15 protein-coding genes are annotated in these 15,711 nt (G+C 62.8%); 8 read left to right on the top strand and 7 right to left on the bottom strand.

All coding sequences use genetic code 11. The features are described from left to right. Window positions 1-3 precede the first annotated feature (3 nt). Window positions 4-867, bottom strand: coding sequence for an ABC transporter permease (locus tag GR138_RS08390; protein ID WP_160858311.1), 864 nt, complete (start codon window positions 865-867; stop codon window positions 4-6). 191 nt (window positions 868-1,058) lie between these two features. Next, the gene (locus GR138_RS08385) at window positions 1,059-2,138 is read right to left on the bottom strand and encodes an ABC transporter substrate-binding protein (protein WP_420853626.1); all 1,080 of its coding nucleotides are present in this window, start codon (window positions 2,136-2,138) and stop codon (window positions 1,059-1,061) included. A gap of 126 nt (window positions 2,139-2,264) precedes the next feature. Here GR138_RS08385 and GR138_RS08380 point away from each other — a divergent pair, with 126 nt between their 5' ends. The 3 genes from GR138_RS08380 to GR138_RS08370 all read left to right on the top strand — a co-directional run bounded on the left by GR138_RS08380 (window position 2,265) and on the right by GR138_RS08370 (window position 4,535). Further along, a complete protein-coding gene (locus GR138_RS08380) occupies window positions 2,265-2,891 on the top strand; it encodes a TetR/AcrR family transcriptional regulator (RefSeq protein WP_160858307.1) in 627 nt (208 codons plus the stop codon). Between the two features lie 7 nt (window positions 2,892-2,898). Then, window positions 2,899-3,291, top strand: coding sequence for a YybH family protein (locus GR138_RS08375; RefSeq protein ID WP_160858305.1), 393 nt, complete (start codon window positions 2,899-2,901; stop codon window positions 3,289-3,291). Window positions 3,292-3,551: 260 nt separating this feature from the next. After that, a complete protein-coding gene (locus GR138_RS08370; RefSeq protein ID WP_160858303.1) occupies window positions 3,552-4,535 on the top strand; it encodes an SH3 domain-containing protein in 984 nt (327 codons plus the stop codon). A gap of 74 nt (window positions 4,536-4,609) precedes the next feature. Here GR138_RS08370 and GR138_RS08365 read toward each other — a convergent pair whose 3' ends face one another. Next, the gene (locus GR138_RS08365; protein WP_160858301.1) at window positions 4,610-5,782 is read right to left on the bottom strand and encodes an aminotransferase; all 1,173 of its coding nucleotides are present in this window, start codon (window positions 5,780-5,782) and stop codon (window positions 4,610-4,612) included. A 17-nt stretch (window positions 5,783-5,799) separates the two neighbouring features. Then, complete coding sequence (locus GR138_RS08360) at window positions 5,800-6,816, bottom strand: LysR substrate-binding domain-containing protein (RefSeq protein WP_160858300.1); 1,017 nt, start codon at window positions 6,814-6,816, stop codon at window positions 5,800-5,802. Window positions 6,817-7,112: 296 nt separating this feature from the next. On the opposite strand from GR138_RS08360, the gene GR138_RS08355 reads away from it, so the two are divergent. The 5 genes from GR138_RS08355 to GR138_RS08335 all read left to right on the top strand — a co-directional run bounded on the left by GR138_RS08355 (window position 7,113) and on the right by GR138_RS08335 (window position 11,788). After that, entirely contained in the window at window positions 7,113-8,201 is a 1,089-nt protein-coding gene (locus GR138_RS08355) for an ABC transporter substrate-binding protein (protein ID WP_160858299.1), read from the top strand. Between the two features lie 76 nt (window positions 8,202-8,277). After that, the gene (locus GR138_RS08350; protein ID WP_160858297.1) at window positions 8,278-9,312 is read left to right on the top strand and encodes an ABC transporter ATP-binding protein; all 1,035 of its coding nucleotides are present in this window, start codon (window positions 8,278-8,280) and stop codon (window positions 9,310-9,312) included. Continuing rightward, window positions 9,309-10,163: an ABC transporter permease gene (locus tag GR138_RS08345; protein WP_160858295.1), complete on the top strand. Its 855-nt coding sequence runs from the start codon at window positions 9,309-9,311 to the stop codon at window positions 10,161-10,163. The genes GR138_RS08350 and GR138_RS08345 overlap by 4 nt, the downstream gene beginning before the upstream one ends. After that, window positions 10,160-10,957 carry an ABC transporter permease gene (locus GR138_RS08340; RefSeq protein WP_160858293.1) on the top strand — a complete coding sequence of 266 codons (798 nt, stop codon included), beginning with the start codon at window positions 10,160-10,162 and terminating at the stop codon, window positions 10,955-10,957. The genes GR138_RS08345 and GR138_RS08340 overlap by 4 nt, the downstream gene beginning before the upstream one ends. 48 nt (window positions 10,958-11,005) lie before the next feature. Next, window positions 11,006-11,788, top strand: coding sequence for a carbon-nitrogen hydrolase family protein (locus GR138_RS08335; protein ID WP_160858291.1), 783 nt, complete (start codon window positions 11,006-11,008; stop codon window positions 11,786-11,788). Window positions 11,789-11,845: 57 nt separating this feature from the next. Here GR138_RS08335 and GR138_RS08330 read toward each other — a convergent pair whose 3' ends face one another. The 3 genes from GR138_RS08330 to GR138_RS08320 form a co-directional block, all read right to left on the bottom strand. After that, window positions 11,846-12,724, bottom strand: coding sequence for a DMT family transporter (locus GR138_RS08330; protein WP_160858289.1), 879 nt, complete (start codon window positions 12,722-12,724; stop codon window positions 11,846-11,848). 72 nt (window positions 12,725-12,796) lie between these two features. After that, window positions 12,797-14,467 carry an amidohydrolase gene (locus GR138_RS08325; protein ID WP_160858287.1) on the bottom strand — a complete coding sequence of 557 codons (1,671 nt, stop codon included), beginning with the start codon at window positions 14,465-14,467 and terminating at the stop codon, window positions 12,797-12,799. Window positions 14,468-14,487: 20 nt separating this feature from the next. Continuing rightward, window positions 14,488-15,669: a serine hydrolase domain-containing protein gene (locus tag GR138_RS08320; RefSeq protein ID WP_160858285.1), complete on the bottom strand. Its 1,182-nt coding sequence runs from the start codon at window positions 15,667-15,669 to the stop codon at window positions 14,488-14,490. Window positions 15,670-15,711: the final 42 nt, after the last annotated feature.

The raw sequence follows: 15,711 nt of genomic DNA, 5'->3' as shown, positions 1-15,711 counted from the left end.
CGTTCAGGTCCTCTCCATCTTCAGCCAGCGTGCGCAGGCGATGTAGGCAAGTGTGACGATGGCCATCAGCACCAGTGACATCGCGGCCGCCATCGGGAAATCCGCCCGTCGGCCGAGTTGCAACATGATGACCTGCGGCAATACCAGCTCATTGTTGCCGCCAAGGATCTGCGGCGTGATGTAGTCGCCGATGCACAAAACGAAGGTGAGGAACGCGCCGACCATGACGCCCGGCAGCGTCAGCGGCAGCACGACATGCCAAAAGGTCTGGAAGGCGTTGGCGCCAAGGTCGGCGGCGGCGCGGCGGTAATTCGGCGAAAGCTGGATGAGATTGGCATAGATCGTCAGCGTCAAAAGCATGACGAAGAAGTGCACGAAGCCGATGACCGTGCCGGTACGGTTGGCCGAAAGCTCGAGCGGCTCGGCGATCACCCCGAGCCAGAGCAGCGCCTGGTTGACGACACCGCCTTTGGACAGCACCAGCAGCCATGAATAGGAGCGCACCACATAGGAGGTCCAGAACGGCAGGATCGCCATGATGAGGGCGAAGCGCTGCCAGGTCTTTGGCACGCGTTCCGCGATGATCCAGGCAAGCGGGTAGGCAAGGACGATGGAGATCACGGTGACGATCGCGGTGATCTCGAGTGAGACGACGAGACCCTTGAAGAGATGTGCCTTCTCGAAGAAGGCGATGTAGTTGTCGAGCGTCCAGGTCGCGACGATCTCTCGTCCCTGCCGCGTCCAGAGGCTGATCGCCGCCATGTAGGCGAAGGGCACGAGGAAGAAGAACCCCGTCCAGAGCAACGCTGGCAGGGCAAAGGCCCAGGCCTTGCGGCGTTCCGCGCGTTCCAGGGCTGTGGCGGTCATGGGTGTGAGGTTCCCTGCTCGTAAGTGCTCGGAGTGTGGATCCTCGGGTCAAGCCCGAGGATGACGGAGGGGAGGAGGCGTGGCGAGACCACAAGACGGTGCGGCATGCGGGGGAGAGCCGGAACCCGGCATCTTCCCCTCTTTCGTCATCCTCGGGCTTGACCCGAGGATCCACACATCCCCTCAGCCTCCTACTGCTGCAGCATCTCCGTCCAGACATCCTGCATCGCCGCGTCCATGTCGGAGTCCGCCACCGGATAGAGCTGCGAGTTCTTCAGGTATTCCGGCTGCTTATCCCAGCGCAACGCCGCCTTCTGCAGATCGGTGAGATGTGCGCCGGCCTTGGCATTGGCCGGCATCGCCCAGTAGCAGGAGGAGGTGGCAAGCCGTGCCTGGCCCTCAGGGCTGACGATGTACTGCACGAATTTCAGCGCAAGATCCTGCTTTTCCGAATCCTTGAAGACGCCGATCGACTGCGCCCAGCGCAGCGCGCCCTGCTTGGGAATGGTCCAGTCGAGATTCGGCTTTTCCGCGGAAAGGCCGGCCGTCAGCCACTCGCCGCCACCAACAACGATATCGACTTCGCCGGTCGCCAGCGCGGTCTGCGAGGCGACGACGTCGCTCACCTGGCGCGCCACCTTCTTCATCTCGAACAGCTTTTCCTTGATCGCCGGCAGGTCATCCTGCTTCAGGTCGGCCGTCTTCTTGCCGATGCCGACGCCGGTGAGGCCGACCATCGGCAGGTAGTAATCATAGAGCGCGATCCGGCCCTTATACTTTTCCGACCAGATGACCGAGAGGTCGTCCATGTCGGCCGGATCGACCTTCGTCTTGTCGTAGGAGATCGTGTTGTAGCCGAACTTTTCCGTGACGGCATAGACCTTGCCGTCCTTGGTGGTCGTCGCGTCCATGCGCACTTCCGGGAAAAGGTCGTTCAACGGCAGCTTGTCGGCCGGCATTTCGCCGAGAATATCCATGTCGATGGCGCGCGGCACGTCGACGGCGTCGATCACCAGCACATCCCAGTCGCCGGGACGGGACTGCTCGATGATCGAGATGGCGGCACCCGTGCCTTCATATTCCTTGAGATTGACCTTGACGTTGTTGGCCTTCTCGAAGGGTTCGACCAGCGCCGGATCGGTGTGGTCGCACCAGACCAGCGCATTCAACTCGTCCTGCGCCTGCGCGGCGACCGGTGACAGGGCGATGGCGGTTGCTGTGGCGAGAAGCGTGCGGCGGCGCAGACCGCCAGAAACGGTTTTGTTCATCATCTTTCCCTCTGGTGCAGGCTTTCAGCCTTGGCGGATGGCACTCGTTGCGGTGCCTTGAGAAAAAGATTGAACGAGTTCATTTTTTAAGTCAATCTCATTTTTGAGGAGATTCCAACGGAGGGTTCCATGGCCGGATTGCGTGCAAAACAGAAGGCGGACAAGACACGCCGCATTCTCGAATCCGCGACCACGCTGTTTCGCGAACAGGGCTATGACAGCGCCCGCATCGAGGACATCGCTGAGATGGCCGAAGTCTCCGTCGGCACGCTTTACAACTATTATCAGAACAAGGGCGACATCCTCGTCGCGACCGTGGCGATGGAGGTCACGGAAGTGCTGGAGGCCGGCGCCCGCATCGTCGCCAATCCGCCGCTGAACGTTGCCGAGGCACTGCGTACGCTGATCGAGCAGTACTACGACCATTCACTCTACTATCTCTCCAAGGAGATGTGGCGCACCGCGATGGCGATCTCGATCCAGCAGCCGGACACGCCGCTTTCCCGGCGTTACACGGACCTCGATGGCCAGCTCTGCGCCCAGGTCGTCCGCCTGATTGAGACATTGCAGGTGCGCGGCGTGGTCCATGCCAGCGTGGACGCAAAGGCCATGGGTGAGGTTTTCTTCAACAATCTCAACATGATGTTTGTCGAGTTCTGCAAGGTCGACGCCATGCCGCTGGAAGAGTTGAAGGCGCGGGTGAACGCTCAGCACGCGCCGATTGCCGCGCTTATCAACAGCATCAAGATTGTCTGAGGAACGCATGACTGAAACGGAATCCGCTGTGCTTTCCGCTGCCGATGCCCTGGTCAGCGCCTTCGCTCGGCACGACCGCGACGCCTATTTCGCCGCTTTCGCACCCACGGCGACCTTCCTCTTCCACAATCTCGACCACATGCTCGAAGATCGCGCCGCCTACGAAGAAGAGTGGGCGCTCTGGGAGAGCCGTGACGGGTTTCGCGTGCTCGGCTGCCGCTCGACGGACCGCCAAATCCAACTCCTCGGCGACGTCGCGATCTTCACCCACGCCGTCGAGACCGAGATCTCGATGGGTGGTGAGACGATGACGAACAACGAGCGCGAGACCATTGTTTTCTCACGCGATCCGGCAGGCCGATGGCTCGGCGTGCACGAACATCTCTCGGTCCGTCTCTGAAACGCTGAGATTTTTTACTGACGTCTGCGTGCGTTTTTCCAAGCGCTTAATCAATTAAAGATTGCGGTCCCGAAGCAGAATGATATTCTGCCCGCTAATATACAAAAAGCAGGTCCAGAGTTCTCGCGCCGTGGTTTGACGACGCGGGCTTGCCTGTTTGTGCCCGCAGAAAATTGATTTCGGGGACCGCCATGCATTGCGTTGGCGGCGATGTTTCGCATCGGTTCGACATCAACCGTCCATTCCACGGAGGGGCTTCCATGGATACGAAGTACGGCTTTACGCGTTTTACCCTCACAGAATTCGAGCAATGGCTGGGCACGATCTCGGTAAGCCGCGTGGTCGACAAGGTGCAGGAACATCACACCTGGAGCCCTCGTTATGCGCAGTTTACAGGCAACAACCACTTCGAAATGCAGAAGGGTATGCGTGATCACCACATCGGCCACAATGGCTGGGCGGATATCGGCCAGCACCTTTCCATTTTTCCGGATGGCATGATCGTTACCGGCCGGCCGATGAACAACACGCCGGCCTGTATCTATGGCAACAACAGCCGGTCGGTGTGCATCGAGAATGTCGGCGACTTTGACACGGGACAGGACCAGATGACCGACGCGCAGAAGGAGGCGATCGTCAAAGCCACTGCCGCGTTGGTTCGCCGCTTCAGCCTTGCTCCGGTGAACACCAACAACATCGTCTACCATCACTGGTACGATCTCAACACGGGTCAGCGGACGAACGGCACGGGGGTCACGAAAACTTGCCCCGGCACGGCATTCTTCGGCGGCAACACTGTTGCCGACTGCCGGAACAACTTCCTCCCGCTCGTCGAGCAGGCCTTGACCGGCGTGCCATTCGCGCCATCGGTTGCAACGCCCACCTACGGTGTCGTTGTTTCCGACACGCTGAATGTCCGGGTTTCGTCAAGCGCCTCGGCCGCTCTTGCCGCAACACAGGGGCCGCTGGAGACCGGCGCGATCATCCGCGTGTTCCGTGAAGAGAACGGCTGGTACAAGATCGCTAATTCGAAGGAGTACTGGGTCTATGGAAAATGGGTCAAGCCTGTCACCCAGCGCACCGTGAACACCGACGATTCAAAAGGGCGTGCCGGTCCCGGAACCTCTTTCGAAATCCTGCGGAGCTTCATGAAGGGCGAGACCGTCTATGTCCACGAGACATCCGGTAACTGGTCGCGGATCGCACTTGACGACCTTTGGGTCAATTCCTCGTTGATCGGCTGATGGAATGATACCCTGACCTGCGCTCCCGACCGTTATTTCAGGAGCGCGTTATTCAACCGGTCATAAACGCCGGGTCAGCCAAGGACGAACCGATTGAGCCGATCCTTGAGGAGAGCGATCGTCGCAACGTCGGCATTGGCAAAAGCGAAGCGCAGATACCCGTCCTGCCCAGCGCCGAAATAGCTGCCTGGCAGGCAAAGGACGCCGGCTTCCTTGGCAAGGCGCTCGGCCACGATGGCGGACGGCGTTTTGCCGAACGGGTGGCCGATGAAGGCAAAATAGGCGCCGACGGCGCCGACGCGCCAGGCGGGTACGGCGGCCATGGTGGAGAGCAGGCCTTCGACGCGCCGCGCGATTTCGCGGCGGTTCTCCTCGCGCCAATCGGCAAGCAGGGGCAGGGCGGTGGCGACGGCGGCCTGGGCAGATCGCGGCGGACAGATCTGCAGGTTGTCCATGATCTTCGCCACCTGCTCGACAACAGCAGTGCCGGCGGTGATCGCGCCGAGGCGATGGCCGGGAATGCAGAAAGATTTCGAGAAGCTGTAGAGGCTGATGAGCGTGTTTTCCCAGCCCGCCCGGCCGAACAGGTCGTGCGGACGCCCCGCGCCGGCCGGCAGGAAATCGCGATAGGTCTCGTCGAGGATCAGCCAGACGCCGCGTGCGGCACAGAGGTCGTAGATGGCCGCAAGCAGCTCCGGCGGATAGACGGCCCCGGTCGGGTTGTTGGGCGAGACGAGGGCGACGGCGCGCACATCCGGCGTGATGCCGGCGGCGAGCGTCGCGACATCAGGCAAGAAACCCTTTGCCGGATCGCAGGCGGCGAACCGGGTCTGGATGCCCAGCATGGCGAGGGTGGTTTCCTGGTTGAAATAGTAGGGGTCCGTCATCAGCACGGCATCGCCGGCGCCGGCCACCGCCATGGCGGCGCAGATGAAGGCTTGGTTGCAGCCGGCCGTCACATGGATATTGCCGGCGGAAAGCGACGTGCCATAGCTCTCGGAAACATGCGCCGCATAGGCGGTGCGCAACGAATCCTCGCCCTCGATCGGTCCATAGCCGGTATAGGCGCGCGAAGCGGCATATTCGCCAAGCAGGCGCAACATGTCCGGGTGCGGGGGATAGCCAGGCACGGCCTGCGAGAAATCGATCATCGGGCCACTGCGGCCGTCATAGGCATCGCCCCAGGCGAAAACCGACGGGATGGGCGGGGCGGTGAGGGTTTCGACGAGCGGATTGAAGCGAGGCATGGTCATTTCCGTTGACATCAGGCGCGGGTCTTGCGTTGGGGGGTGGCGGTGGTCCGGCGCTTGGCCGGGGCCGAAACCGGACGATGGGGCTCGACCAGACGGCTGCCGCGCCCGCGCAGATGCGTGCGGGCAGAGGCCTGCGGTTCTGGCAGGGTTTCTTCCAGTGCGGCGAAGAGCCAGTCGAGGAACACCTTTACGAGGGGCGCCTGGCGGGCCGCCGGTCGGCATGCGACGTAGAAGGCATCATTGGCCGGCACCGTCAGGTCGAACGGCACGACGAGTTCACCACGGGCGATCAGGTTGCTGGCAGTGATCGTATCGCCGAGCGCGATTCCTTGGCCATGCAGCGCGGCCTCGGTGGAAAGACGGGCATCGCTCATGAAGTGCTGGCGGCCGCGCACCATGTCGAGCGCATCCGCCGCCGCCAGCCAGGTGTTCCATTCCCTGCCGTCGTCGCCATGGAACAGCGTGTGATCGGCAAGGTCGCGTACGGAACGCAGTGGCCGGCTGTTGAGCAGCGTCGGGCTGGCGACCGGGAAAAGCTTGAGACGCGACCAGAGCCGCGTCCAGCAGTCCGGCCAGTTGCCGTCGCCGTAGAGCATGCAGACATCCGTATCGAGAGACCGCAGGTGGTCCGGATCGTTGGAGGCGATCAGGGTGACACGCACGCCGGGATACTGGTCGGTGAAGGTGTTGAGGCGCGGGATCAGCCAGAGCGAGAGGAGTGCCGGCACGCAGGTGACGGTGAGGTCGCCATGGGCTTCCGGCTGTTTCATCAGGGCCGTTGCCGCCGCGATCTCGCCGAAGGCATTGGTAACGGCGGGCAGCAGCAGCGCACCCTGCGGGGTCAACTTCAAGCGCTTTCCGCCGCGCTCGAAAAGCACGGTCCCCAGGGATTCTTCCAGCGCCCGGATCTGGTGGCTGACGGCGCCGTGCGTCACCTTCAGCTCCCGTGCCGCGGCCGAAACGGCGCCGCGACGGGCGGTCGCCTCGAAGGCGCGGAGCGGGTTGAGCGGTGGCAGGCGCGCGGCCATGAAGGGCGATCTCACATGTGAGTTTTTCTCACGGCGATTTCTATAACAACGCTAATTGCTTTTCCAAGCGTTTTATTACGATACTGTAAAAAACGAGGGCAAAGCCCCGGGGGACAATCAGGGGGCTTCAAGCGCCGGACATGGTGCGGCATGCGTCAAATGCGTGCAAAAATCTTCCCGAAAATCCAGACCCGATTGCTTTCAGCCCTTCCGTGGCGCGGAGCGCCTGGCATAGAATACGACAATGGGAACGCTCCGGCCGGATCAACGGTCGGCCTAACAGGAGAAAGACGACTATGCGTGACATCCTCAAGACCAATGTCAGCCGCCGTGCGGTGCTGGGCGCCGGCGTTGCCGGCGCTTCGCTGCTTGCCATGCCGGCGGTGCTGCGCGCGCAGGACAAGTCGCTGAAGGTCGGCGTCTACGGCGGCTACTTCAAAGATTCCTTCGACAAGAACATTTTCGCCGAGTTCACCAAGCAGACCGGTATCGCCGTGGAATCGGTCGCCGAGCCGACCGGCGAGGCATGGCTCGTCCAGCTCGAGCAGGCCGCCAAGGCTGGTCTGGCGCCCGCCGACGTCTCGATGATGTCGCAGGTCGCCATGCTGAAGGGCCAGTCGACGGAGCTCTGGGCGCCGCTCGACACCGCCAAGATCCCGAACGCATCGAACCTGATCGACCATTTCGTCAACAAGTACCCGGACGGCCGTGTCGCCGGCATCGGTGCCGTCGCGTGGTACATCACGCTCGTCACCAACACGGATGTCTTCAAGGAGGCGCCGACCTCCTGGACCGCGCTGTGGGATCCGGCAAACGCCGACAAGCTTGGCCTGCTGGCGCTGGTCTCCAACTCCTTCCTGCTCGAAGTGACGGCCAAAACCCATTTCGGCGGCACCAATGCGCTCGACACCGAGGAGGGCCTGCTCAAGGCCTTTGAAAAGCTCGCTGAAGTCAAGCCGAACGTGCGTCTCTGGTACCGCGACGAAGCGCAGTTCGAGCAGTCGCTGAAGTCGGGCGAAATCCCGATGGGCCAGTACTACCACGACGTGACGGGCCTTGCCGCCAAGGATGGCCAGCCGGTCCGCTCGACCTTCCCGAAGGAAGGCGGCATCATGGATTCCGGTTGCTGGGCCCTGTCGCGCGCCTCGCAAAAGGTCGAGGAGGCTCACACCTTCATCAACTATATGAGCCAGCCAGCAATCCAGGCGCTGCTGTCGCGCAAGGTCGGCACCGCGCCGACCGTCAAGCGTGATCTTCTCGACCTGACGGCCGAAGAGTTCGCCGCGGTTTCCTCCGATATCGATCCGATCATTCCGCGCTACGACCTCTACACCTCCAAGGCCGACTGGCTGAACCAGAAGTGGACGGAAATGATCGCGGGCTGATCCCGACCATTCCTCAAGACAACCGGCCGGCTGCCTCAGCCGGCCGGTCTCACAACAAGCGCCGAGCGGAGCTAAAATGTCCGGATTGACCCTCCAGAATATCGTCAAGCAGTTCGGCCAGTTCACGGCCGTCAAGAATGTCGAACTGACCGTGCCGCATGGCACGTTCGTCTGCCTTCTCGGCCCGTCCGGCTGCGGCAAGACCACGTTGATGCGCATGGTCGCCGGCCTCGACCTGCCGACGAGCGGCGCGATCAAGCTTGATGGCAAGGACATCACCAATGTTCCGACCCACAAGCGCGACCTCGGCATGGTCTTCCAGTCGCTGGCGCTTTTCCCGCACCTGACGGTCGGCGAGAACATCGCCTATTCCCTGCGCATCCGCGGCGTCGGCAAGGAAGAGCAGAAGAAGCGCGTCGACGAGCTTCTCGCGATGATCCATCTGACGGGCTATGCCGACCGTCCCGTGGCAAAACTGTCCGGCGGCCAGCGCCAGCGCGTAGCGATTGCCCGCGCGCTTGCCATTTCGCCCAAACTGTTCCTGCTCGATGAACCGCTTTCAGCGCTCGATGCGAAGTTGCGCGAGGCCATGCAGGTCGAGCTTCGCCAGCTCCAGCAGCGCCTCGGTATCACCACCATCGTCGTCACCCATGACCAACGCGAGGCCATGACCATGGCCGATACGGTTGTCGTGATGAACAGCGGCGAGATCCGACAGGCCGCAGCACCGGTGGAAATCTACCGCCGCCCGGCCGACACTTTCGTTGCCGACTTCATCGGCATGACGAACCTTATCGATTTCAATGCTGACGGTAGTGGGGCCAACGTGCTCGGCGCCTCGGTTCCCGGCCTCGCCATCCCCGCAGGGTTGAAGTCCGGCATCATCTCGGTGCGCCCAGAGGACGTGCATCTCACCGCACCCGGCAACGCCCCGATCACCGGCACCGTCACCTTCGTGCGCGATCTCGGCGGCACGATCGAGACCTTCGTGGAAGCCGGCGGAAAGCAGGTCGTCGCTGTCTCCATGCCGAATGCCCGGCCGGACGTCACCGTCGGCCAGTCGGTCGGCCTCCAGCTCAACCCCGCAGACTGCGTGGTGCTGAAGTCATGAGACGCGAAGCCCCGCAGAAATTCACCGACTATGGCCCGCTGTTCTTTCCCGCGGGCATGCTGATCGTCTTCTTCGTCGTGCCCTTCGCGACGATGATCGCGGTCTCCTTCTTCCGGCGCGATCCATCCGGCTTCTACACGCCGGACTTCGTCTTCGACAATTACGCCCGGTTCCTCAGTCTGTTCTTCGGCAAGGTGCTCGGCTTCTCGCTGTTTCTCGCCGTCACCGTCGCCATCTGCTGTGTCGTGCTCGCGGTTCCCTTCACCTATCTGTTGTCGCGCGCCAAGCGCAGGACGCAGGTGCTCTGGCTGGTTGCACTCCTGTCGATCCTGTCACTGTCGGAAGTCATCATCGGCTTTGCCTGGTCGACACTGTTTTCGCGCACCGCCGGCATCACCAACCTGCTTGTCATGCTCGACATCATGAACGAGGCCGTGGCGCTCAACCCGAGCTTCGGCGCCGTGCTCACTGCCATGACCTATCAGGCGCTGCCTTACACGGTGCTCGTGCTCTATCCCGCCCTCGTGCGGCTCGATCCGACGCTGACGGAGGCCGCGCGCACGTTGGGCGCTTCGCCGATCAAATCCTTCTTCACCGTCGTCGTGCCGGCGCTCAGGAACACCATCGTCGCCACGCTGATCATGGTCTTCATCTTCGCGCTCGGCTCCTACCTGCTGCCGCAGATCCTCGGCCGCCCGCAGCACTGGACGCTTTCGGTGCTCATCACCGACCAAGCGATCTACCAGTCGAACATGCCGTTCGCCGCCGCCATGGCCGTGTTTCTCGTGCTCGTCACGCTCGGTCTCGTCGCACTCACGGTCATTGCAGGCCGCAAGGGAGAAGCCGCATGAACGGGTTCCTGCAAAAGGCCTATTTCGGTCTCATCGGCCTCTTTCTGTCGCTGCCGATCATCGTCGTCGCCGGCGTGTCGGTGAACGAGAAGCAGGATCTCGCCTTCCCGCCGAAGGGATTCTCGCTCGGCTGGTACGGTGAGATCTTCGCCAATGTCGAGTGGCGCAACGCGCTCTTCGCGTCGATCACGCTCGCGGCCCTTTCAGCCGCCGTGGCACTTCTCATCGCGCTGCCGCTCGCGTGGTTCCTGTGGCGTCGCCATGCGCCGTGGGCAAACATCTTTCAATTGCTCGGCGTCGCACCCTTCACGCTGCCGCCGGTCATCACGGCGCTCGGCCTGCTCACCTTCTGGGCGACAACCGGCTTCTATGGCCAGCCTGCAACTGCCGTCATCAGCCATGCTATCTTCTTCGTGACGCTGCCGCTGGTGACGCTGTCACTCGGCTTCTCCTCCATCGACCGTTCGCTGGTGGAAGCCGCCGCGACCATGGGCGCCGATGACCGCACGATCTTCCGCACGGTTGTCCTGCCGCTGATCCTGCCCTACCTCGTCTCCGGTTATGCCTTCGCCTTCGTGCTGTCGCTCAACGAGTATATCGTGGCGTACATGACGATCGGCTTCACGATGGAGACACTGCCGATCAAGATCTTCAACGCGTTGCGCTACGGCTATACGCCGACGATGGCCTCCGTCACGATCCTGTTCGTCGCGATCGCCGCCACCATCTTCGGCCTCGTCGCACGCTTCGGTGACCTGCCGAAGCTGCTCGGCGCAATGTCGTCAAAGGACTAGGGAAGCGGCTTTGCACTCGCAAACCGCATAGAACACACAGGAGCCAGCATGCGGATCGCCGCCCTCCAGATGCATGCCATTGCCGGTGACGGCGAAGCCAATATCGAGCGCATCGCGGCCGCTGCCGCGGATGCCGCGGCGGGAGGCGCAAAGCTGCTGATCGTGCCGGAACTCGCCGTCACCGGTTATGGGGCAGGGGAGGCGACGTTCCAGCGGCTTGCCTCACCGGCCACCGGTGAGGTCGCAGCACGCCTCAGCACCATTGCGCGGGATCACGGCATTGCCATCGTTGCCGGCTTTGCCGAGCAGGAGGGCACGCTGACCTATAACAGCGCGCTCTTCACCGATGGCATCGGCACCAATGCCGTCTACCGGAAATCGCATCTCTACGGTGAATATGAGCGCAATGCCTTCAAACCCGGTGTGCCGGCCTCCGTCATGGTGGAACTCGGCGGTATCCGTCTCGGCATGTTGATCTGCTACGATGTGGAGTTTCCCGAAAACGTGCGGCGTCTCGCGCTTGCCGGCGCAGACCTCGTCGTGGTTCCCACCGCGCTGCCGAAAGGGTCTTCCGGCACCTTCATCGCCAATCATATGATCCAGGTTCGCGCCTTCGAGAACCAGGTCTTCGTCGCCTATATCAACCATTGCGGCGCTGACGACAACTTCACCTATGCCGGTCTGTCACGCATCGCCGCGCCGGATGGGAAGCTGCTCGCCGAAGCCCCGGGGGAGGGCGAGACACTGCTGTTTGCAGAGGTTCGCCCGGAAGACTATGCCAGGTCGCGGGCGGAAAACACCTATCTCGTCGATCTCGGCCGACCGGGCTAGAGCATTTTCGCTTTTCTTCGAATCGCAAAACCGCGGCGCACTTTTGCGGGAATTGCTCTAGAGGCTGATCAAACCCGTGCCGATCACCGCCAGCGCCGCTCCCATCCAGGCGGGCGCGGGCGGCACGATGCCGGTGCGTGCCCAGATCATCGGCAGGATGACGACTGGCGTCATGGATGACAGCGTCGAGACGATCCCGACATTGCCATGGGCGAGTGCGGCCATGAGCAGGGACATGCCAAGCCCGACGCCGAAGAAAGCCGAGCCGGCGGCAAATCCCAGCGACCGGTTGGTAATCTTCGACGCAGGCTTCAGCACCGGGTGAGGAACGAGCACCAGCAGCACGAAGAACAGGGCCGCAAGACCCGAGCGCACGGCCATCGCCGTGAAGGGTTCGACGCCGCTCGCCATGGCCGGGCGGGCGGCAAGGCTGCCCAGTGCCTGCCCGAAGGCTGTCACGACGCCGAGCGCTATTCCGAGCCACGGCGTGCGCTCGACGGTCTTGGCCTTCGACGGCGAACGAGCGCCGATCGCCAGCAGGATGCCGAGCAATACACAGGCGATGCCTATCCCCTGCTGGCCAGACAGGGTTTCGCCCAGGAAGACATAGCCGAGCAGCACCGCGAAGGGTGAGGTGAGGGAAAAGAGCAAAGCGGTGGCGCGCGGGCCGGCCGTGTAGATCGTCGCGAAATAGGTGGTGCTGGCGATGATGATGCCGAAGAGGCTGGAGGCGGCGAGATAGCCGAATTGCCAAAGCTCGACCGTGCGCCAACCGCCGATGACAAGCGACACGGCCCCCGTCATCAGGAAGGCGGCAAACATCTGCAGCCGCGCGAGATCGAGGAGCGGCAGGCGGCCCCGCAATTCGCTGACCAGCATGCCGCTCATCGCAATGCAAACGGCGGCGGAAAGGGCGAGGATTTCAGCGATGTACATGGAAAGGCCGGGCAATTGATCGCCCGGCCTATCGCATGGATTTGCCCCTGCCGATAGGGCTTCTTTTCACGGTCAGGCCTGATAGGTGATGCGGCCGTCGCAAATGGTGGTGACGGGGCGCACTTCGGCGAGGCTTGCGAAGTCGGTTGCCTCCACGTCGGCGGAGAGCACGACGATATCGGCGAGATAGCCGGGCTTCAGAACACCTTTGCGGTCTTCCATGAACTCCACCCATGCGCCGTTCTTGGTGTATGCCGCAAGCGTCTCGTGCAGGGACAGGCGTTCGTCCTTCATGCCGTCCTTCCACACGGCGCGCGTCATGGCGCACTGGATGCAGTTCATCGGGTCGAGCGGCGAGACCGGCCAGTCTGTGGCAAAGACGATCTCCGCGCCCGCATCGACCAGCGTGCGCCAGGCGAAGGCATAGGGCCAGCGCGCCTCACCGATATAGGAGAGGTACGGTTCGAGCGGCAGGCCGGCACTGCCCGGCGGGTGGGTCGGCTGCATGGAGGCGACAGTGCCGAGTTGCTTGAAGCGCGGGATGTCGTCGGGATGCACCACCTCGATATGCTCGATGCGGTTGCGGCTGTCGCGTTTGCCATTCGCCTTGATGGCGGCCTCGTAGCCGTTCAGCACCATGCGCACCGCACCGTCGCCGATGGCGTGCACCGCCACCGGCAGGCCAAGCTTGTCGGCGGCGATGGCGACATTGTCGAAGTGCTCCTGCGAGAAGAGCGGATCACCCTTCAGGCCCGGCTGGTGGCAATAGTCGTCGACGAAGACGGCCGTGCCCGATTCCGTCACGCCGTCCATGAACAGCTTGACAAAGTCCGAGCGCAGGCGGTCGGAATTGAAGCGCTCGCGCCAGGCCGCGGCCTTGGCCTCGATGTCTGAGAGCGGCATGAAGTTCTTCATGTGGAAGGGCATGCGCACGCGTACCGGCAGGCCGACGGTCTTCTCGATCTCGTCCAGCATTTCGAGCTGATAGAGGCTGCCGTCCATGTTCTGCAGCGAGGTGATGCCGAGGGAGGCGACATAGGCGAGGCCTTCCTTGATGATCTCAATGTCGCCGGCGCGCTGTTCCGCCGTCACATGGTCCGGATCGCCGCCCGTGCCGACGCCGAGCATTTCGCGCCCCCCTGTTTCGCTGAGGGCGGAAACCGGGCGGATGGCATTGCTTTCCCGCAATTCACCACTGGCAAGACCGTCGTCGGCCATGACGATCTCGTTGCCAACCCCGACATCGCGCCCTTCGAGGATGCCACCGAGCTTCAGCGCCAGCGTGTTGGCCCAGGCGGTGTGATGGTCCGGCGCGAAGATCAGCACGGCGCGATCCGGCAGGATGCGGTCGAGATGGTGACGGGTTACGCGTTCATCGTCGGAGAGGATCGTATAGTCCGCGTGCTGTGCGATCAGCAGTTGGCGCTCCGGGTATTCGGCTGCATAAGCCTTCAATGCGCTGTCCAGTGCATCGAAGCCTTTCATGCCGTAGAGCGAGAGTTCGCGCAGTTCGGCGGAGCCGCCGAAAATGTGCATATGGGCTTCGTTGAAACCCGGAAGGACCGTTGCGCCCTTGGCATCGATGACATGGGTATCAGGGCCGGAAAAGGCATCGATCTGCGCTTCTGAACCGACCGCCAGGATGCGGTTGCCGGAAACGGCGACGGCGCTCGCGCGCGGGTTCGCCTCGTCCATCGTCAGCACCCGCGCGTTGCGGATGATAAAGCTCGCTTCGGTCTGCATGGTCTGTTTCCTCGGTTTTTTCAGACTGCCCGGCGGCAGAGCGCCCGGAAGAAGGTGAAATTGTCCTGGTTCTCCTCGTCGCCCAGCGGTTCCGGCTGGGAGGAGAGTTTGACGATGACCGTCTCGGTGCTGGGGTCGACATAGAGCCACTGGCCGTGAATGCCGATTGCGGCGAAGGCGCCGTCCGCTTCGCCGGATTGATACCATTGGCTGCGATAGCGTCCGTTCGGCAGGTCGACATTGCGGCCTTGTTGCCAGGCCTGTCTGTCGCCGTTCTCCTGCATGTCGCGGATCCATGCGACCGGCACGATCTGCTGGCCATTCCGGGCGCCGTCATTGCGCAGCAGTTCGCCGAGGCGGGCTAGGTCGCGGGCGGTCATGGAGGCGCCGCCGGCGGTGCGCGGCGTGCCGATCGAATCCACCGTAATATCGGCGTTGCCTTTTGCGTCCATCGGCTTCCACAGCAGGTCCGAGGCAAGGTCGGCGAAGCGGGCGCCCGTGACGCGCTCGATGATGACGCCGAGCAGATCGGCATTCGGCGAGGCATAGTAGAACGGGCCGCCATGCGGGCGCTCGGCCTTCTGAAGGGTGAGCAGGAAGGAGGCCAGTGTTTCCGGCTCGGCCCCGACCATCGGCGGGTTCCAGAGCATCGAACGGCGGTAGCGCGCGAAGGCGCCATAGGGATCGAGATAGGCCTCCTCGAAATCGAGGCTGACGCGCATGTCGAGCACGTCGCGATAGCTGCAGTCGCCATAGACGCTGCCCGCGGCTTCCGGCAGGTAATCCGTCACCGGCCGGTCGGGATCGAGAAGCCCCTGTGCCTCGAGAATACCGGAGACGACCGCCGTCAACGACTTCGAAATGGAGAAGACGAGATGCGGCGCGTTGGGGTCCGCATGCGGCGCATAATATTCCGCAACGATCTCGCCCTTGCGCATCAGCACGAACGCGTCCGTATGGGCGAATTCGAGGAAGGCGCGGGCGGTCACCGCACCGGCCAGTCCGGTTTCCATCGTCGCATCAAGGAACGCGTCGCTGGCAAGCGGCTGTTCGGTGGTCGGGCCCTCGGCGGCGATCACCGCGGTCGGCACGAAGTCGCGAACGTTCTGAAAGGTCCAGCGGCTGTAGGGGGCGGTGCGCCAATTGGCGAGCGTCACATCGGCGCGGGCGAAGCCGTGCTTGTCTTTAAACGTCTTGATCATGAAACATCCAACCGAAGCGCGGGAAGGCAAAATCACCTTCCC

Source organism: Shinella kummerowiae (assembly GCF_009827055.1).
Classification (GTDB): domain Bacteria; phylum Pseudomonadota; class Alphaproteobacteria; order Rhizobiales; family Rhizobiaceae; genus Shinella; species Shinella kummerowiae.
Note: the sequence above shows the minus strand (reverse complement) of the source record. Positions and strands in the feature narration are given on the sequence as shown.

Bases quoted from the DNA above. Each gene is read 5' to 3' on its own strand.
- GR138_RS08375 (WP_160858305.1), top strand. From the start codon at position 2,899: ATGACTGAAACGGAATCCGCTGTGCTTTCCGCTGCCGATGCCCTGGTC.
- GR138_RS08355 (WP_160858299.1), top strand. From the start codon at position 7,113: ATGCGTGACATCCTCAAGACCAATGTCAGCCGCCGTGCGGTGCTGGGC.
- GR138_RS08345 (WP_160858295.1), top strand. From the start codon at position 9,309: ATGAGACGCGAAGCCCCGCAGAAATTCACCGACTATGGCCCGCTGTTC.
- GR138_RS08360 (WP_160858300.1), bottom strand. From the start codon at position 6,816: ATGGCCGCGCGCCTGCCACCGCTCAACCCGCTCCGCGCCTTCGAGGCG.
- GR138_RS08350 (WP_160858297.1), top strand. From the start codon at position 8,278: ATGTCCGGATTGACCCTCCAGAATATCGTCAAGCAGTTCGGCCAGTTC.
- GR138_RS08330 (WP_160858289.1), bottom strand. From the start codon at position 12,724: ATGTACATCGCTGAAATCCTCGCCCTTTCCGCCGCCGTTTGCATTGCG.
- GR138_RS08390 (WP_160858311.1), bottom strand. From the start codon at position 867: ATGACCGCCACAGCCCTGGAACGCGCGGAACGCCGCAAGGCCTGGGCC.
- GR138_RS08380 (WP_160858307.1), top strand. From the start codon at position 2,265: ATGGCCGGATTGCGTGCAAAACAGAAGGCGGACAAGACACGCCGCATT.
- GR138_RS08370 (WP_160858303.1), top strand. From the start codon at position 3,552: ATGGATACGAAGTACGGCTTTACGCGTTTTACCCTCACAGAATTCGAG.
- GR138_RS08325 (WP_160858287.1), bottom strand. From the start codon at position 14,467: ATGCAGACCGAAGCGAGCTTTATCATCCGCAACGCGCGGGTGCTGACG.
- GR138_RS08385 (WP_420853626.1), bottom strand. From the start codon at position 2,138: ATGATGAACAAAACCGTTTCTGGCGGTCTGCGCCGCCGCACGCTTCTC.
- GR138_RS08365 (WP_160858301.1), bottom strand. From the start codon at position 5,782: ATGCCTCGCTTCAATCCGCTCGTCGAAACCCTCACCGCCCCGCCCATC.
- GR138_RS08320 (WP_160858285.1), bottom strand. From the start codon at position 15,669: ATGATCAAGACGTTTAAAGACAAGCACGGCTTCGCCCGCGCCGATGTG.
- GR138_RS08340 (WP_160858293.1), top strand. From the start codon at position 10,160: ATGAACGGGTTCCTGCAAAAGGCCTATTTCGGTCTCATCGGCCTCTTT.
- GR138_RS08335 (WP_160858291.1), top strand. From the start codon at position 11,006: ATGCGGATCGCCGCCCTCCAGATGCATGCCATTGCCGGTGACGGCGAA.